The sequence below is a fragment of the Crossiella sp. S99.2 genome (genome assembly GCF_023094165.1).
Taxonomy (GTDB): Bacteria; Actinomycetota; Actinomycetes; order Mycobacteriales; family Pseudonocardiaceae; genus Crossiella.
The window spans coordinates 265,417-281,756 of sequence record NZ_JALMDK010000010.1 but is presented as its reverse complement, the minus strand read 5'-3'; the positions used below and the strand labels follow the sequence as shown (position 1 = coordinate 281,756).

The following is a 16,340-nucleotide window of genomic DNA, read 5'->3' as shown; positions in this document are numbered from 1 at the left end:
CCGTGTTCTCCTTCGCCTGGAAGACGATCCGCGCCCGCAAGGCCGGGTTCGCCGCGGCGTTCCTGGCCCTGTTCGGCGGCGCGATCCTGCTCACCGCCTGCGGGGTGCTGCTGGAATCGGGCCTGTTCGGCGGGGTCGCCGCGCAGCGCTACTCGGCCGCGCCCGCGGTGCTCGCCGCCGACCGCACGATCACCGTGGAGCTGGCAGAGAAATCGGACAAGAGCGAGGACCTGACCGAGAAGGTCCCGCTGCCCGCCACGCTGGTCGGCGAGGTGGCCCGGATTCCCGGGGTGACCAAGGCGGTCGGCGAGATCAGCTTCCCGGCCACCGTGGTCGGCAAGGACAACCAGGTGCTGTCCGGCGCGGACGGGGGACGGTCCCTCGGCCACGGCTGGGGCAGCGCCGGCCTGACCCCGTTCACCCTCAGCAGCGGCAAGGCGCCGGGTCCCACCGAGGTGGTCCTCGACGCCGAACTCGCCCAGCGGTCCCGGTTCGCCGTCGGCGACCAGGTGCGGATCATGGTCGACTCGGCCCCGCGCGCCTACCGGGTCAGCGGCATCGCCACGCCGTCCGGCCGGGACCGGCTGATCCGCCAGTCCGCGCTGTTCTTCCACGACAGCACCGCGAAAACCCTCTCCGGCAGCCCGGACCAGGTGGCCGCGATCGGCGTGTTCGGCCAAGTAGACAACCTCGACGGCAAGCTCCCATCCGGCGTGCTCGTGCACACCGGACTCGACCGCGGCGAAGCGGAACAGCTCGACGGCGCGCAGTCGAGATTCGTGCTGACGATGGTCTCCGGCTCGTTCTCCGGCTTCGTGCTGATGATCGTGATCTTCGTGACCGCGAGCACCCTCGCCCTGGTGCTCAACCAGCGCCGCCGCGAACTGGCCCTGCTGCGCGCCATCGCGGCCACCCCACGCCAGGTGCGCAAACTGATCGGCGCGGAAACCCTCCTGGTCTCCGGCGTCGCCGCACTACTGGGCGTCGCGCCCGGCCTGTACGTCGCGCACTGGCTGCGGGACTTCTTCGTCACCATCGGCGTCATCTCCCCCGACTTCACCCTCTCCCTCAGCCCGGTGCCCGCACTGGCCACCGCGCTGCTGTGCGTGGGCGCGGCCCAGCTCGCCGCCTGGTCCTCGGCAGGCCGGATGCTGCGGCTCAAGCCGACCGAGGCCCTCGGCGAGGCCGCGGTGGAACCGGCCAAGCTGAGCCGGGGCCGCAAGATCACCGGCGCCGCGCTGCTCGTGGTGGCGGGCGCGGGCGTGCTGTCCACCCTGTTCCTGCCCGGCGAACTGGCCATGGTCCCGGCGGGCTCCTCGGTGCTGATCGCGATCATCGGCATCGGCCTGCTCGGCCCGGTGATCACCGGCCTCGCGACCCGGGTGGCCGCGGGCGTGTTCCTGCGGTCGAGGCGGGCGGAGAAGTTCCTGGCCGCGCACAACAGCGCCGCCAACTCGCGCCGACTGGCCGCCGCGGTGACCCCCCTGGTACTCACCATCGGCTTCGCGGTCACCCAGTTCTACAGCGGCACCACGCTGAGCGAGGCCACCCAGCACCAGGCCCGCGCGGCCACCGTGGCCGACTACGTGCTGACCGCCCCCCAGGGCGTACCCGCCGAGGTGGCCGCCGCGGCCCGCCGCATCCCCGGCGTCACCGCCGCCACCCCGCTGATCGGCACCGAGATCATCGCCGAGGACAAGACCGCCGCCGAGGAACCCCTGTCCAAGTCCAAAGCCTATGGCGTGGAAGGAAACCAGCTCACCGGCACGCTGAACCTGACCGGCGTCACCGGCAACCTGGCCGACCTGCGCGGCGACACCGTGGCCCTGAGCAGCACCGAGGCATCCTGGCTGGGCAAGAAACTCGGCGACCGGGTCGAGCTGTACCTGGGCGACCGCACCAAGGTCACCCCGACACTCATCGCCACCTTCGACCGCAACCTGGGCTACGGCGACGCGCTGTTCCCCCAGGACGTGCTGCTGCCGCACACCACCGACCGCCTGGCCGACTCCATCCTGGTCGCGGGCAACCCTTCTGTCCACACAGCACTGTCCGAACTGGCCGGTCAGTACCCCGGTCTCCAGGTGCGCGACAAGGCCGAGCTGACCGTGGCCACCGACGCCCAGCAGGAGGCCAACCTCTGGCTGAACCGCATCCTGCTCGGCGTGATCCTGCTCTACGTCGCCCTCTCCGTGGTCAACAGCCTGGTGACCTCCACCCTGGACCGCCTCGGCGAGGTCCGGCTGCTCCGCCTGCTCGGCGGCACCCGGCGCCAGGTGCTCCGAATGTTCCGGGCCGAATCGGTGCTGGTGGTCTCCATCGCGGTCGTGATCGGCTCCGCGGTACCGGTACTGCCGCTGGCCTTCCTCAGCCTCAACCTCACCGGCACCCCGATCCCGGCCGGGCCGCCGTGGGTGTACCTGGGCATCGTGGGGGTGTCCGTGCTGATCGGACTGTGCTCGATCCGGCTGCCCGCGCGCAGGCTCAGCCGGGCGGCACGGCAGCACGCCGCCTGATCCCCTGACCCGCGGTCGACCTCACGACCGCGGGTCAGGAGTCGCGACTGTCCCGCTCCACACGCGCGGGTGGACCGGGTCTCAGCAGGTCACGGGTCATCACTCGACAGCATGAGCCCTCTTGACCCACCCCCGACTAAGTGATTTAGTCACTTTATGAGCCGACGCGAGCAGACGCTGTCCGAGCGACTGGCCGACGACATCGTCGAGATCATCCGCAGTGAGCGGCTGGCGCCCGGCGAGGCGCTGGCCTCCTCCCGCGACCTCGCGCGCAGGCTCGACGTCACCACCCCCACCGTGCGCGAGGCGTTGCGCCGCCTGGAGGCCACCGGCGTGGTCGAACTGCGGCACGGCTCCGGCACCTACGTCGGGCCCGGCCTGGACCGGCGGCTGCTGGCCAACCCGCACCGCCCGCCGGTGACCCGGGAGTCCATCCTCGAACTGGTCGACGCCCGCCTGGTGCTGGAGCCGGCCATCGCCGCCGCGGCGGCCCGCGCCCGGGTGCCGGAAGCCCTGGCCGCGCTGGAATCCGCCGCGGACAACGCGTTGCGCCCGCCGGTGAGCGATATCCGGCCCGCCCTGACCTTCCACGTCGCGCTGGCCGCGGTGACCGGCAACGGGTTACTGCGGGAAATGGTGGAGGCGTTGCTGCACATGCGGTCCCGGGAGCAGATCGAGATCCGGCACCGCTACCACGATCGAGACCGGGACCACGCCGAACACCGCGAGATCGTCGCCGCGGTCCGGGACGGAGAGGCCGACCTTGCCGAACAACTGGTGCGCGAGCACCTCCAGTCCATCCGCGCGGCAGTCGCCGACGAGCCGATCGGCGGCCAGGAATGACCAGCCACCGGCTTGGTGAACTGACCACCGAACAGGCCGCGGCCGCGGTCCGGGACAGCCCGGTCGTGCTGCTGCCCGCGGGCGCCTTCGAACAGCACGGGCCGGGGCTGCCGATGGCCACCGACCTCATCCGGGCCGAACGGGTGGCCGACCTGGTGGCGGCCAAACTCGGCGGCCGCGCGGTCATCGGGCCCTCGCTGCCGGTCGGCGTGTCCCCGCACCACCTGGCCTTCGCAGGCACCATCTCCTTGTCCACCACCACCTTCGCCACCCTGGTGCGCGAATACGGCGACAGCCTGTACCGGCACGGCTGGCGGAAGATCCTGGTGATCACTGGGCACGGCGGCAACAATGCCGCGCTCGGCACGGTCGCCCAGGACTACCTGGCCACCCACCCCGATCTCGAATTCGCCTGGACACCGCTGACCGCGCTGGCCGGGCAGGTGGTGGCCGATATGGGCGTCAGCGAGGTGCACGGGCACAGCGGCGAGGCCGAGACCGCGCAAATGCTGCACCTGGCGCCGGAACTGGTGCGCACCAGCCACCTGCGGCCCGGCACCACCACCCTCGACGAACTCTCCCCCTTGGCTCGACTGTCCAGGAAGGACGGTCATCCCAAGCTCGCACTGCGCTACGACCGGCTCAGCCCCAACGGGGTGCTGGGCGATCCGCGCCGCGCCACCGCGCAGGCCGGTGAGTCCATTGTGGACACTGTGGTGAACCGGATCGTCGGTTACGTCGACGACTGGCTGGCCACCTGACCATCCCGCATCACCCCTCGTCAGAGCCGACGAAAGGGATAGCGCCATGTCTCGTCTGTCCAGGCTGCGCACCGTAGCCCTGTTGTGCACCGCCGTCGCGGCAATCCTCCCCAGTGTTGCCGGGGCGGCGGCCGGGTCCGAGCCCCCCACTCGGACCACTGTTCCCGGCGGCTGCGGCAAGCCATCGCCGCAGTCGCCGGGCACCAGCGCCCTGCACCACCTCGGCAGCGGCGGCCGGGACCGCACCTATCAGCTGCACCTGCCCGCCGACTACGAGTCCACTTCGGACTGGCCGCTGATCCTGGCCTACCACGGCCGCGGCAACACCGGCGCGGGCACCGAGGAGTTCTCCAAACTGTCCACCTTGCCCGCGGTCGTGGTCTACCCCAACGGGGTCATCGGCACCGGCGAGGGTGATCGCCAGGCCTGGCAGGGCGCGCCGTATGCCGCCCCCGGCGTGGACGACGTGGCCTTCACCAACGATCTCCTGGACTCGCTGAAGTCCACGCTGTGCCTGGACATGCGGCGGGTCTACGCCACCGGCAAGTCCAACGGCAGCGGCTTCATCGGCATCCTGGCCTGCACCCTGGCCGACCGGATCACCGCCATCGCGCCGATCGCGGGCGCCTTCTACCCCAACGGGATCGCCTGCAAGCCGTCCCGCCCGGTGCCGGTGATCGAGTTCCACGGCACGGCCGACGCGACCATCCCCTACACCGGCGATGAGGACCGTGGTCTGCCCGCGATCCCAACGTGGGTCAAGCAGTGGGCCAACCGCGACAAGTGCACGCAAACGTTGCCAGCACAACAGATCGGCAGCGATGTCACCGTCACCGGCTGGACCCGGTGCAAGGACGGGGTCGAAGTGAAGCACGTCGCGGTGACCGGTGGCGGGCACACCTGGCCCGGCGCCGACAGCTACAGCGGCGGCGGCGTGACCACCCAGACCATCGAGGCGCACGAGGTGCTGTGGAACTTCGTCCGCCAGTACCGCCTGCCCCGACTCCCCTGCTGACCCCCGGGATCCCGACATGACCAACTCCCCTGCCACCGAGACACCCAAGCTGCCCAGGGTGCTCCGCCTGCTGGCCGTGATCGAACGCGCGGGCAACGCGCTGCCGCACCCGTTCTGGTTGTTCTGGCTGTTGTCCTTGCTGCTGGGCGTGATCAGCGCGGTGCTGGCCGGGTTCGGCGTGTCCGTGGTCTCGCCCAGCAACGGCAAGACCGTCACCGTGCGGAACCTGTTCAGCGGCGACGGCCTGGCCATGGCGCTGTCCACCATGGTGGAGAACTTCGCCAAGTTCCCGCCGATGGCCACCATCGTGGTGGTGATCATGGGTGTGGCGGTGGCCGAACGCAGCGGATTCCTGGGCACGTTGATGAAGGTCGGCGTGTCCAGGGTGCCCGCCTCCTGGGTGGTCTTCGCGGTCGCCTTCGCCGGCACCGTGTCGCACGTGGCCTCCGCGGCCGCCTACATCATCCTGGTCCCGTTGGGCGGCCTGGCTTTCCGCGCGGTCGGCAAATCGCCGATCCTGGGCATCGTGGTGGCCTACACCTCCATCGCCTCCGGTTATGACGCCAGCCCGGTGCCCACCCCCAACGACGCGATCTTCGCCGGCATCACCACCGCGGCGGCCCGGCTGATCAGCCCGGAGATCACCGTTTCCCCGCTGAGCAACTGGTTCTTCAACATCGCCTCCTCCCTGCTGCTGGCCCTGGTGATCACCCTGGTCACCAAGCTGGTGCTGAACAAGCGCACCGACCTGGACCCCGATCCGGACGCCGACCTGACCGACATCGGCGATCTGGTTGTCGCCCAACGGGAACGCCTGGCCCTGCGCTGGTCCCTGGCCACCCTGGTGCTCTCCCTGGGCGTGCTGGCCGCCATCACCCTGCCGAGCTGGTCCCCGTTGCGGGGCAAGGGCGGCAGCATCATCGACTCGCCGCTGCTGGACGGCATCGCCGCGGTGGTCGCGCTGTTGTTCGGCGTGGTCGGCATCGTCTACGGCGTCACCGCCGGGACCATCCGCAAGGCGGGCGACGTGCCCAAGCTGATGGTCGAGGGCATCAAGCAGATGGCCCCGGTGCTGGTGCTGTTCTTCGCCATCGCCCAGTTCCTGGCCTACTTCGAGTGGACCAAACTCGGTGATGTGCTCGCGGTGAACGCGGCCGAGGTCTTCCGGAACAGCGGACTGCCCATCCCGGTGATCTTCCTGCTGGTGCTGGTGCTGCTGACCCTGGTCAACGTGATGGTCACCAGCGGCTCGGCGATGTGGTCGATCGCGGCCCCGGTGCTGGTGCCGATGCTGATGCTGGTGCACATCTCCCCGGAGACCACCCAGGCGTTGTTCCGCATCGCCGACTCCGGGTCCACCGCGATCACCCCGATGAGCCCGTACTTCATCATGGCGCTCGGGTTCATGCAGCGGTACCGCAAGAACGCGGGCATCGGCACCCTGGCCTCGTACACCCTGCCGCTGGCGGTGGCGATGACCCTGAGCTGGACGCTGCTGTTCCTGGCCTGGTGGGGCCTGGGCATCCCGTGGGGACCGGGCGCGCCGTCACGCTGACGGCAACTCGCCGATGATCCACTCCAGCCGGATCTCCGAGGTGGTCAGCCGCCACCCCGCCGGCCTGCGCGCCGCCGTGTAACCGACGCGCAGGCCGGAGCCGCGGTGCGGCGGCTGACCCGGCTGGTAGAAGTGCGCCACCTGGTTGGCGTGCACCACCGCCTCATCCCCGGCCACCTCGATCAGCACGTCGGTGAAGAAGTGCTGGCACCGCTCCCCCTGGTCCGAGCCCTGGACGAACTCGACCACCCGCGTCAGCCCGCGGAACTCCCCGCGCGGACTCCGCACCAGCACATCCTCGTCGTAGATCGCCGCCGGATCGCCACCCTGTCCGTCCAGCCAGCGCCCCAGCCGGGTCAGCAGATCGGCGATCTCGTTGCGGTCCAACAACTTCCCCAGCTCGTTCATGATCCCTCATTTCGTTGGTGAGACCAACGCTAACACAGAACGTTGGTGACACCAACGATCCTGCTAGGCTGCGCCCATGTCCGAGGCCCCGCACCGGCTGAGCAGCCGCCCCAGCTACCTGCTGACCCAGACCGCCACGCACGCCCGGCGACTGGTCACCGAGGCGTTCACCGCGGCGGGCGCCCGCGGCTACCAGTACCGCCTGCTGGCCACCCTGCACGAGTTCGGCCCGGCCAGTCAGGCCGAACTGGGCCGCCGCGGCAACATGGACCGCAGCGACGTGGTCGGCACCCTCAACGAACTCGTCGCCCAGGGCCACGCCGAACGCACCCCGGACCCGGCCGACGGCCGCCGCAACATCATCCACCTCACCGCGGCGGGCGAAGCCCAGCTACGCCGCCTGGACACCACCCTGGACACCGCGCAGGCCCAACTCACCGCGCCCTTGTCCGAGGCCGAACGCACCCAACTGGTCGACCTGCTGACCCGGCTGCTCGCCCACCACACCCAGGACTGACACCCCGGCGATCAACGACCACCCCGCACCAGCCCACCACATCAACCGCCCCGCCCCGCCAACCCCCGCGCGCGCCACCCTAATCACCGGTCGCTCCGGTCTGCGCCACCCCGGCCCGCGCCACTCCGATCACCGGTCAATCCCAATCACCGGTCAATCCAGCTCGCGTCATCCCGGCCCACGCCATCCCGGCCCGCGTCTTCCCCGCCCCGCCCGCCGCTTCCTCTGCGGAACGCTTTTCGAGCCGAAAAGGTTGCCTTCAGCCCCGCACCATCTCACCAACCGCAGGTCACCGGCTCGCAACAGCCTAAACCGGTGCAGGTCCCCGGCCACCGGCCCGCCGCAACACCCGCGCCAACCCCTGGTCGCCGCAGCCGCTCCACTACCCCGGCCAAAACCCCCACCACCGGCCCCACCAGCGATTACCCTGCCGATCATGCCAACCTTCCTCGCTCCCGACGGCACCAAGCTCGCCTACCACGTCGAGGGCACCGGCGCGCCGCTGATCTGTCTGCCCGGCGGCCCGATGGTCGCCTCGGGCTACCTCGGCGATCTGGCCGGCCTGACCGCGCACCGCACCCTGATCCGCCTGGACCTGCGCGGCACCGGCGAGTCCGCCATCCCGGCCGACCTCGCCAGCTACCGCTGCGATCACCAGGTCGCCGACGTCGAGGCGCTGCGCGTGCACCTCGGTCTGGAGCGGATCGACGTGCTCGCGCACTCCGCTGGCGGCGACCTCGCCCTGTCCTACGCGGGCGCGTACCCGGAGCGGATCTCCGCGCTGGTGCTGCTCAACGGACGGGCCCGCGCGGTCGGCATCGAGTTCCCGCAGTCCGACCGGGACGAGGCCATCGCGCTGCGCACCGGCGAACCCTGGTACCCCGAGGCCATCGCCGCCCTGGACAAGATCCGCGCGGGCGAGGCGAGCCCGGAGCTGTGGGCCTCACTCCAGCCGTTCTCCTACCGGCACTGGAACGCGGACAGCCAGGCCGACGCCGAGTACTGCGACAGCCACCGTAACAACGAGGCGGCCGCCGCCTACCCGGGCGAGGGCGCGTTCGACCCGGACGCCACCCGCGCCGGACTCGCCCGGCTGACCGCCCCGGTGCTGTTGATCTCCGGCAGTCTGGACACCGGACCGCGGCCCAAGGTGGTCGAGTCGATGGTCCCGCTGTTCCGCGACGCCACCCACGTCGAACTGCAAGTGGTCGCGCACATCCCGTGGCTGGACAACCCGGAAGCCTTCCGCGCCACCGTGATCCCGTTCCTCACCACCGCCTAACCGAGTTGGGTTGATCGTTTGGCCAGCCCGAACCAGAACCCATCGATCACCGTGCGCTGTCCCGCCAGTTCGTCCAGACCCGCGCCCAGGGTGACGAACAGCGGGGCGAAGTGCTCGGTGCGCGGGTGGGCCAGCCGGGCGGCCGGGGCCTTGTGCTCGAAGTCCAGCAACGCGTCCAAGTCCGCCGTGGCCAGCGCCTGAGCGCCCCAGTCGTCGAACTCGGTCATCACCGACTGCGGCACCCCGGTGGTCATCGCGCGCAGGTTGTGCGTGAAGAACCCGCTGCCGACGATCAGCACACCCTCCTCCCGCAGTGGCGCGAGTTTCCGGCCCACTTCGAGCAACCGCCGCGGGTCCAGCGCGGGCAGGGACATCTGCAGCACCGGGATGTCCGCGTCCGGGTACATCTCCACCAGCGGCACGTACGCGCCGTGGTCCAGGCCCCGGTCCGGCACCTGCTGCACCGGGGTTGCGGGGCCGCGCAACAACTTGGTGACCTGCTCGGCGAGTTCCGGCGCGCCCGGCGCCGGGTAGGTCACCTGGTAGAAACGCTGCTCAAAGCCGGTGAAGTCATAGACCAGCGGCACCGTGGTGGTGGCGCCCAGCGCGAGCGGGGCCTCCTCCCAGTGCGCGGAGACCATCAAGATCGCCTTGGGGCGCGGCAGGTTCGCCGACCAGTCGGCCAGTTCCTTCGTCCATTGTGGATCGTCGGCGAGCATCGGCGCGCCGTGCGAGAGGTAAAGCGCGGGCATTCTCATCGCGGTCATACCGCCAATCCGTGCAGGGCGATGGTGTGCCCGGTGTGGTCGACCTTGGCCCGCAGGTAGCGCAGGTTGGTCTCGGTGGCGAACACGCCGGTGGGCGCGGTGTGCCGGATCCGCACGCCCAGCGCGCGCAGCTGGCCGGCCTTGTCCGGGTTGTTGGACAACAGATCCACCTCACCCAGGCCGAGCGCGTGCAGCATCTGCGCGGCCGGGGTGTAGTCCCGGTCGTCCTCGGGCAGGCCCAGCGCGGTGTTGGCCGCGTAGGTGTCCAGGCCCGCCTCCTGCAGCGCGTAGGCGTCCAGCTTGTTGTACAGGCCGATGCCGCGGCCCTCCTGGCGCAGGTAGAGCAGCACGCCGCCGCGTGCCTCGATCCGCTCGACCGCCTCGCGCAGCTGCGGTCCGCAGTCGCAGCGGGCCGAACCGAACACATCGCCGGTCAGGCACTCCGAATGCAGGCGCACCAACGGATCCGGCGTGCGGGCCGGGTCGCCGAAGACCAGCGCCAGGTGCTCCAGGCCGTCGACGAGGCCGCGGAAGGTCACCGCGGTCGCGGTCACCGAGAAGCCGTCGCCGAAGCGCAACGGGATCCGCACCCTGGTGCGTACCGTGGCCTGGGGCCGGGGCTGTGCCATGGGAACCTCCGAGCAGGTGGTTCAAACTCTAACTATCTTGGACCCTACGCTCCATTTCAAATTTGAACAACTAGTTTTTCAGCAGCCCTCGACCAGGGCGAGTTCCGCCTCGACGTAGCGCGCGGTCTCCCGCAGCATCCGCGTCAGCAGCTCCGGCCGGGCCGCGCCCACGCCGGGGAACAGGGTCAGCGCGAGCGGCGCCGCCCCGCGCACCGGCACGGCCAGGCAGCGCAGCCCGCCGGGTAACTCGGTGTCCAGCCGGTCCCACTCCCCGCCGCGCAGGGCCTGTCCCAGCTCGGAGCCCTCGGCGGGCAGCCGCGAGCCCACGGCCAGATCCAGCCGGACCACCCGCCCGGTGCCCACCATCGCGACGCAGCGCAGGTCGGGACCATCCAGCAGCAACGCGGCCACCGGCGCGCCGGCCGCCGCGGCCAGCTGGGCGATCCGCGGCTGCACCACCTCGGGCTGGGTGAGCGCGGACAGCTTGGCGTAGCCCAGGTCGAGCACCGCGGGCAGCAGCCGGTACACACCCTCGTCCTCGGTGGCGTAGCCGTGCTCGTGCAGGGTCAGCAGCGCGCGCCGGGCGGTGGCCCTGGTCAGCCCGGCGATCCTGGCGGCACCGGCCACGGTCAGCCCGCCGACGCGGAAGGCGGCGAGCACGGCCAGGCCGCGGGACAGCGCCGCCAGGAACTCCATGCCCAGCTCGTTCTTCGCCGAGGGCACCGCGGCGGTGGGCAGTTCGACCGGCGGCTCCGGCTGGGCGAGCACGGCCTCCATCTCCCGCACCGCCGCCCGCAACGGCGGCAGCACGGTGGCCAGGAGGCTGTCCGGGGTGTGCCTGCTGGTGTGGCTGAGCACGCTGACCGCGCCCAGCTGACCGCGCCCGCGCACCGGCACCGCCAGCGCGAGCAGCCCGGGTTCCACCCACTCCTCGTCCAGGCACCAGCCCGCCTTCCAGGCCCGGTGCACCCGCAGGTGGAACTGGCGCAGCCGGTCGAAGGGCTCCTCCCGCAGCGGCGGCACCGCGGGATAGCCGTGGTCGAGCGGGTCCGCGGCCCTGGCCTGCGACCACTCGTGGTACTGCTCGGCCTCCCAGCCCGCGGCCAGCACCACGCCCGCCGCGGACCGGTCGGCCGGCAGCAGACCGCCGACGTGGAAGGCGAGGTACATCGCCCGCCGCCGCGCGGACTGGGCCACCAGCCGCGCGCCGCCGACGTCGGGCACGGCCAGTGACACCGATTCGTCCAGGTCGGCGGAGAGGCTGGCCAGCAGTGGTCGCAACGGCTCGACCAGGCCGGAGCCGGCCAGGTAGGCGTTGCCGAAGATCAGTAACCGGGGCGTGGGCAGCAGGTCGGGGCCTTCGGCACGCAGCAGGCCCAGGTGCAGCAGGGTGGTCGCGATCCGGTCGACGGTGGACCGCGGCAGCCCGGTCAGCCGGACCAGGTCGGCCCGGCGCAGCCTGGTTCCCTGGTGCGCGCCGATCGCGCGCAGCACCGCGAGTCCGCGTGCCAATGGCCCGTTCTCCGGCACGGTCCGTCCCTTCTCGCCGATGGCTGTTGACGGCTCAGCTTGCGCCCCGCCAGACTGCACCGCACTCAGAACGAACAAAACTTCGCTATGCGAACACCCGGAGGGCCTGTGCCCATCCTTCATTCATGCGAACGCAACCGATCAGCCAGCGCCGCCAGCCCGGCGGCCAGTCCACGGAATCGCTCGGGGTCCAGCCCGTCCACGAAGGCCGCCCGCACCAGCGCGGCGTGCCCTGGCGCGGCGGCGCGCAGCCGGGCCCAGCCCGCCGAGGTGAGTTCGGCGAGCACGCCACGCACATCGGTCGGGCAGCTCCGCCTGGTCACCAGACCCAGCTTCTCCAGCTGCGCCACCTGATAACTCAGCCCGCTCTTGGAGGTGACCGCGGCCTCGGCCAGCTCGGTCATCCGCAGCTCGCCACCGGCCTCGGACAGGCGCACCAGCACCTCGTACTGCGGATGCGACAGCCCGTTCTCCCTGAGTTGCTGCTCCACCAGGCGGTTCAGCAGGGCGCCCGCGGTCAGGAAGTCCTGCCACGCGGTCAGCTCCGACCCGTCCAGCCAACGCGGTTCGTCCACAACTCCCCACCCTACCCCCTTAGTTCAAACTTGAACCTCACCAGAGGAGATCCCGTGCGCACTCGCCAGCTCCTGATCAACGGCGCCGACCGCCCCGCCACGAACCAGCGCACCACCCCCGACCACTCCCCCTGGACCGGCGAGGTGTTCGCCGAGGTGGCCGCGGCGAGCCTGGCCGATGTCACCCTGGCCACCGAGGCCGCCCAGGCGGCGTTCCCGGCCTGGGCGGCGGCCCGGCCAAGTGAGCGGCGCGCGGTCCTGCTCAAGGCCGCCGACTTACTGGAGCAGCGCGCCGAGGAGGTGGTCGAGCTGATCGCCGCCGAGACCGGCGGCACCCGAGGCTGGGGCCTGTTCAACGTCGACCTGGCCAGCCAGATCCTGCGCGAGGCCGCCGCCGCGGCCACCCAGCCGGTGGGCGAGGTGCTGACCACGGAGTTCGGCGGTCAGCTCTCCCTGGCCGTGCGCGAACCGGCCGGAGTGGTGGCCGCGTTCTCGCCGTGGAACGCCCCGGTGATCCTGGGCATCCGGTCGATCGCGGTGCCGCTGGCGGTCGGCAACACGGTGGTGCTCAAACCGACCGAGGACGCCCCCATCGCGGCCGGCTACTTCCTGGCCGACCTGCTGCACCAGGCCGGTCTGCCGCCCGGCGTGCTCAACGTGATCAGCAACGCCCGGGAGGACGCCGCCGAGATCGCCCGCGCCCTGATCGCCGACCCCAGGGTCCGCCTGGTCAACTTCACCGGCTCCACCGGCGTCGGCCGCCTGATCGGCATCGCCGCCGCCGAGCACCTCAAGCCCGCGATCCTGGAGCTGGGCGGCAAGAACTCGGTGCTGGTGCTCGACGACGCCGACCTGGACCACGCCGCCGCCGCGGTCAACTTCGGCGCCTTCGCCAACACCGGCCAGATCTGCATGTCCGCGGACCGGGTCCTGGTGCAGCGCAAGGTCGCCGAGGAGTTCACCGCCAGACTCACCGCCCGCGCCGCCACCCTGCATCGCGGCTCCCCCACCGACCCGAACACCACTCTCGGCCCGCTGATCAGCGCCAACTCGGCCGACCGGGTAGCCGCCCTGGTCGCCGAAACGGTCGCCGCGGGCGCCACCCTGCACACCGGCGGCGGCCCGGCCGAGGGCGCGAGCTACCCCGCCACTGTGCTCTCCGACATCACCCCCGACATGCGCATCCACCACGAGGAGGTCTTCGGCCCGGTCTGCACCGTGCTCACCTTCGACACCGACGAGGAGGCCATCGCGCTGGCCAACAGCACCGACTACGGCCTGAGCACCGGCATCCTGACCACCCACCAGGGCCGCGGCCTGACCATCGCCCGCCAGCTGCACACCGGCATCGCGCACATCGGCGACCAGTCCGTGGCCGACGAACCCCAGGCCCCCTTCGGCGGCGTGGGCCAGAGCGGCTACGGCAAGTTCGGCGGCCGCTGGGGCGTGGACGCCTTCACCACCACCCGCTGGATCACCCTGGGCCCCCAACACAGCAACTACCCGATCTAACCCGCCCGGCCGCCGACCCGACGCCCCGGCGGACAGCCAGCAGGGCCGTCGAGTTGGCCAAAGTGGTACGCCCACTTGGGCCAACTACGCGTACAACTTGGGCCAACTCGACGTGCGGGGGTAGCCGGGGTCGGGGTGGGGTGGGGGCAGCCGGGGTTGGTGATCTTGGGGCGGACACTGTGGCATCGCTGTTCGCGGGGCGCTGGGCGGGGTCACCCGCTTGGGCGGGGGGTTGCCCGGATCGGATGATCAACTCTTGCCGTGGTCCGGGTGGCGTGTTCGGATTCCGCCGCAGCAGTGCAGGAACGTCGATAGGAGAAAGCTCATGCGTCGTCGTCTCGCCCAGGTCGCCGCCACCGGACTTGTCGTCGCCGGACTGTTCGGAGCGGGTGCGGGCACCGCCCTGGCCGCCGAGCGGGACAGCCACGACGGCGGCCCCTCGGTCTCGGCGAGCCTGTCCCCGGTCGGCGCCAACGTCGACCTGAGCCCGCTGACGCTGGACCTCAACGACAACGACCTGGCCATCAGCCTGTCCGAGGGCGTGCACGGCACCCTGCTGGGCATCCGGATCGACATCGACCTCTGAGTCACTGACCGTCGAAGCCCCGCCCCGCCCGGCGGGGCTTCGGCGTGCACCGGGTCGAGGTGGTGGTCAGTGGTAGATCATCCGGTGCAGGCCGCCGATCATCGTGGCGTACACGTCACCGGCGATTCCGTTGCGGGCCAAGGCCGCGCGGGCCGCGTTCGCGCCGGGACCGCCGTGCACCGCGCCGCCGGGGTGGGCGCCGGCGCCTGCCAGGTACAGGCGGTCGATCGGGGTGTCCGCCCGGCCCAGGCCGGGCAGCGGGCGGAACACCAGTTGCTGGCTCAGGGCCGCGGTGCCCGCGTTGACGCCGCCCTCGACCAGGCTGGGGTTGCGGCCCTGGAGGTCGGGCGGGGACTGCACCGCGCGGCCCAGGATCATCGAGCGGAAACCCGGCGCGTGCCGTTCCAGCAGGGATTCGGCCAGATCGGTGTAGCGGTGCAGGCGATCCGGGGTCCAGTCCAGGCCGCGGGGCACGTGGAAGTAGGCCCAGACCGCTTCGGTGCCCGCCGGGGAACGACTCGGGTCGGCGGTGCTCATCTGTCCCAAGAGGACGAACGGGTGCACGGGTTCGGTGCCACAGGCCAGATCGGTGGCGAAGCGGCTGATGCCGTTGAGGTCCGCGCCCAGGTGCACCACCGCGGCGCCGTGGGCCTCCGGGGTCAGCCAGGGGATCGGGCCGGACAGCGCCCAGTTGATCTTGACGGTGGCGTCGTCGAAGGTGAAGTGGGACAGGTCCCGCACCAGCCGGGCGGGTAGCCGGTCCACCCCGACCAGGTCGCGGTAGAGCGGGATCGGGTGCACGTCGGCGAGCACCGCCTTGCGGGCGCGGAAACGTTCGCCGGTCACGTCCTCGACGCCGACCGCGATCCCCCTGGCGGTCAGCACCCTGGCCACCTTCCGTCCACAGTGGACTCCGCCGCCGCGTTCGGCCAGCCGGGCCACCAGGGCCGTGGTCAGCGCGCCCGCGCCGCCGGCCGGGACCGGGAAGCCGACCTCCTGGGCCAGCATGCTCAGCAGCCAGCCGAACACCGCGCTGCCCGCGCCGTCGGGGCTGAGGTCGGTGTGCATCGCGTTGCCCGCGAACAGAACTCGCGCGCCCTCGCCCGCGAACCGCTCGCCGGTGAAGCCGCGCACCGAGGACAGGCCGAGGCGGGCGAACCGCAGGCCGTCGGCCGCGCCCAGGGCCCGGCCCAGCGCGATGGCCGGGCGGACCGGCGGGAAGGGGCGCAGGATCGCGTCCAGGAGGCTGTCCCGGACCCGTTGCCACAGCTCGTATTCGGCCAGCCAGGCGTCGCCGTCGGCCGCGGCGAAAGCGCTGACCGAGGCGGCGGTGTCGGCGGGGGTGGCGCCGAGGCGGACGCCGCGCTGGTCGGGCAGGACGTGCGCGAGCGGGTGTGGCGCGTGCTGCCAGCGCAGGCCGTGCCGGGCCAGGTCCAGGCCGGCCAGGATCGGGGAGGCGACGCCGAAGGGGTAGCAGGAGGAGAACAGGTCGTTGTGGAAGCCGGGGGCGGTGATCTCGGCGGTGCGCACCGAGCCGCCCGGGGTGTCCTCGGCCTCCAGGACCAGCACGTCCCAGCCCGCGTCGGCCAGCAGGTTCGCCGCGACCAGGCCGTTCGGGCCGGAGCCGATGACGATCGCGTCCACCTCGGGCACCGTCATGCCGAACCCCTTTCCCCGCCCGGTCCGACGGTAGCCCACTCGCGGCCACGCCGTCGGGGCGCCGGGGGCGGGGTTGGCGGCGGGGGCGTCGGGGGGAGAGGAGTCGGGGGGGCGATGTGGGCCCGGGGCCGCCGGGCGTCGGCGTGCCCGCCCGCCATCTGTGACGCCGTGCCCTAATCTGGCCG

15 protein-coding genes are annotated in these 16,340 nt (G+C 71.6%); 9 read left to right on the top strand and 6 right to left on the bottom strand.

The features are described from left to right. Nucleotides 1–2: 2 nt before the first annotated feature. The 5 genes from MZC64_RS33920 (at nt 3) to MZC64_RS33900 (ending at nt 6,690) form a co-directional block, all read left to right on the top strand. Nucleotides 3–2,516 carry an FtsX-like permease family protein gene (locus tag MZC64_RS33920; RefSeq protein WP_247763643.1) on the top strand — a complete coding sequence of 838 codons (2,514 nt, stop codon included), beginning with the start codon at nt 3–5 and terminating at the stop codon, nt 2,514–2,516. 156 nt (nt 2,517–2,672) lie between these two features. After that, the gene (locus MZC64_RS33915; protein ID WP_247763642.1) at nt 2,673–3,359 is read left to right on the top strand and encodes a FadR/GntR family transcriptional regulator; all 687 of its coding nucleotides are present in this window, start codon (nt 2,673–2,675) and stop codon (nt 3,357–3,359) included. Beyond that, nucleotides 3,356–4,120 (top strand): creatininase family protein, encoded by a 765-nt coding sequence (locus MZC64_RS33910; protein ID WP_247763641.1) that lies wholly within the window; start codon nt 3,356–3,358, stop codon nt 4,118–4,120. Before MZC64_RS33915 ends, MZC64_RS33910 begins: the two co-directional genes overlap by 4 nt. Before the next feature lie 46 nt (nt 4,121–4,166). Next, nucleotides 4,167–5,135 carry a PHB depolymerase family esterase gene (locus tag MZC64_RS33905; RefSeq protein ID WP_247763640.1) on the top strand — a complete coding sequence of 323 codons (969 nt, stop codon included), beginning with the start codon at nt 4,167–4,169 and terminating at the stop codon, nt 5,133–5,135. A 16-nt stretch (nt 5,136–5,151) separates the two neighbouring features. After that, entirely contained in the window at nt 5,152–6,690 is a 1,539-nt protein-coding gene (locus MZC64_RS33900) for an AbgT family transporter (RefSeq protein WP_247763639.1), read from the top strand. On the opposite strand, the gene MZC64_RS33895 is transcribed toward MZC64_RS33900, so the two are convergent. After that, complete coding sequence (locus tag MZC64_RS33895) at nt 6,682–7,098, bottom strand: nuclear transport factor 2 family protein (RefSeq protein WP_247763638.1); 417 nt, start codon at nt 7,096–7,098, stop codon at nt 6,682–6,684. The genes MZC64_RS33900 and MZC64_RS33895 overlap by 9 nt on opposite strands. Before the next feature lie 76 nt (nt 7,099–7,174). On the opposite strand from MZC64_RS33895, the gene MZC64_RS33890 reads away from it, so the two are divergent. Together MZC64_RS33890 and MZC64_RS33885 are read left to right on the top strand one after the other, a co-directional pair. Continuing rightward, nucleotides 7,175–7,615, top strand: a complete 441-nt coding sequence (locus MZC64_RS33890) for a MarR family winged helix-turn-helix transcriptional regulator (protein WP_247763637.1) — start codon at nt 7,175–7,177, stop codon at nt 7,613–7,615. A gap of 436 nt (nt 7,616–8,051) precedes the next feature. Beyond that, on the top strand, nt 8,052–8,897 hold the full coding sequence (locus MZC64_RS33885; protein ID WP_247763636.1) for an alpha/beta fold hydrolase: 846 nt from the start codon (nt 8,052–8,054) through the stop codon (nt 8,895–8,897). On the opposite strand, the gene MZC64_RS33880 is transcribed toward MZC64_RS33885, so the two are convergent. The 4 genes from MZC64_RS33880 to MZC64_RS33865 form a co-directional block, all read right to left on the bottom strand. Continuing rightward, complete coding sequence (locus MZC64_RS33880; RefSeq protein WP_247763635.1) at nt 8,894–9,664, bottom strand: dioxygenase; 771 nt, start codon at nt 9,662–9,664, stop codon at nt 8,894–8,896. The genes MZC64_RS33885 and MZC64_RS33880 overlap by 4 nt on opposite strands. Then, nucleotides 9,661–10,293: a GTP cyclohydrolase II gene (gene ribA, locus MZC64_RS33875; RefSeq protein WP_247763634.1), complete on the bottom strand. Its 633-nt coding sequence runs from the start codon at nt 10,291–10,293 to the stop codon at nt 9,661–9,663. Before ribA ends, MZC64_RS33880 begins: the two co-directional genes overlap by 4 nt. Before the next feature lie 78 nt (nt 10,294–10,371). Beyond that, complete coding sequence (locus MZC64_RS33870) at nt 10,372–11,823, bottom strand: helix-turn-helix domain-containing protein (RefSeq protein WP_247763633.1); 1,452 nt, start codon at nt 11,821–11,823, stop codon at nt 10,372–10,374. A gap of 119 nt (nt 11,824–11,942) precedes the next feature. Further along, nucleotides 11,943–12,398, bottom strand: a complete 456-nt coding sequence (locus tag MZC64_RS33865) for a MarR family transcriptional regulator (protein WP_247763632.1) — start codon at nt 12,396–12,398, stop codon at nt 11,943–11,945. 54 nt (nt 12,399–12,452) lie between these two features. Between MZC64_RS33865 and MZC64_RS33860 the strand changes: the two genes are divergently transcribed. Both MZC64_RS33860 and MZC64_RS33855 read left to right on the top strand, forming a co-directional pair. Continuing rightward, on the top strand, nt 12,453–13,910 hold the full coding sequence (locus MZC64_RS33860) for an aldehyde dehydrogenase family protein (RefSeq protein WP_247763631.1): 1,458 nt from the start codon (nt 12,453–12,455) through the stop codon (nt 13,908–13,910). A gap of 325 nt (nt 13,911–14,235) precedes the next feature. Then, nucleotides 14,236–14,496 carry a hypothetical protein gene (locus MZC64_RS33855; protein WP_247763630.1) on the top strand — a complete coding sequence of 87 codons (261 nt, stop codon included), beginning with the start codon at nt 14,236–14,238 and terminating at the stop codon, nt 14,494–14,496. 66 nt (nt 14,497–14,562) lie between these two features. On the opposite strand, the gene MZC64_RS33850 is transcribed toward MZC64_RS33855, so the two are convergent. After that, nucleotides 14,563–16,155, bottom strand: coding sequence for an NAD(P)/FAD-dependent oxidoreductase (locus tag MZC64_RS33850; protein ID WP_247763629.1), 1,593 nt, complete (start codon nt 16,153–16,155; stop codon nt 14,563–14,565). Nucleotides 16,156–16,340: the final 185 nt, after the last annotated feature.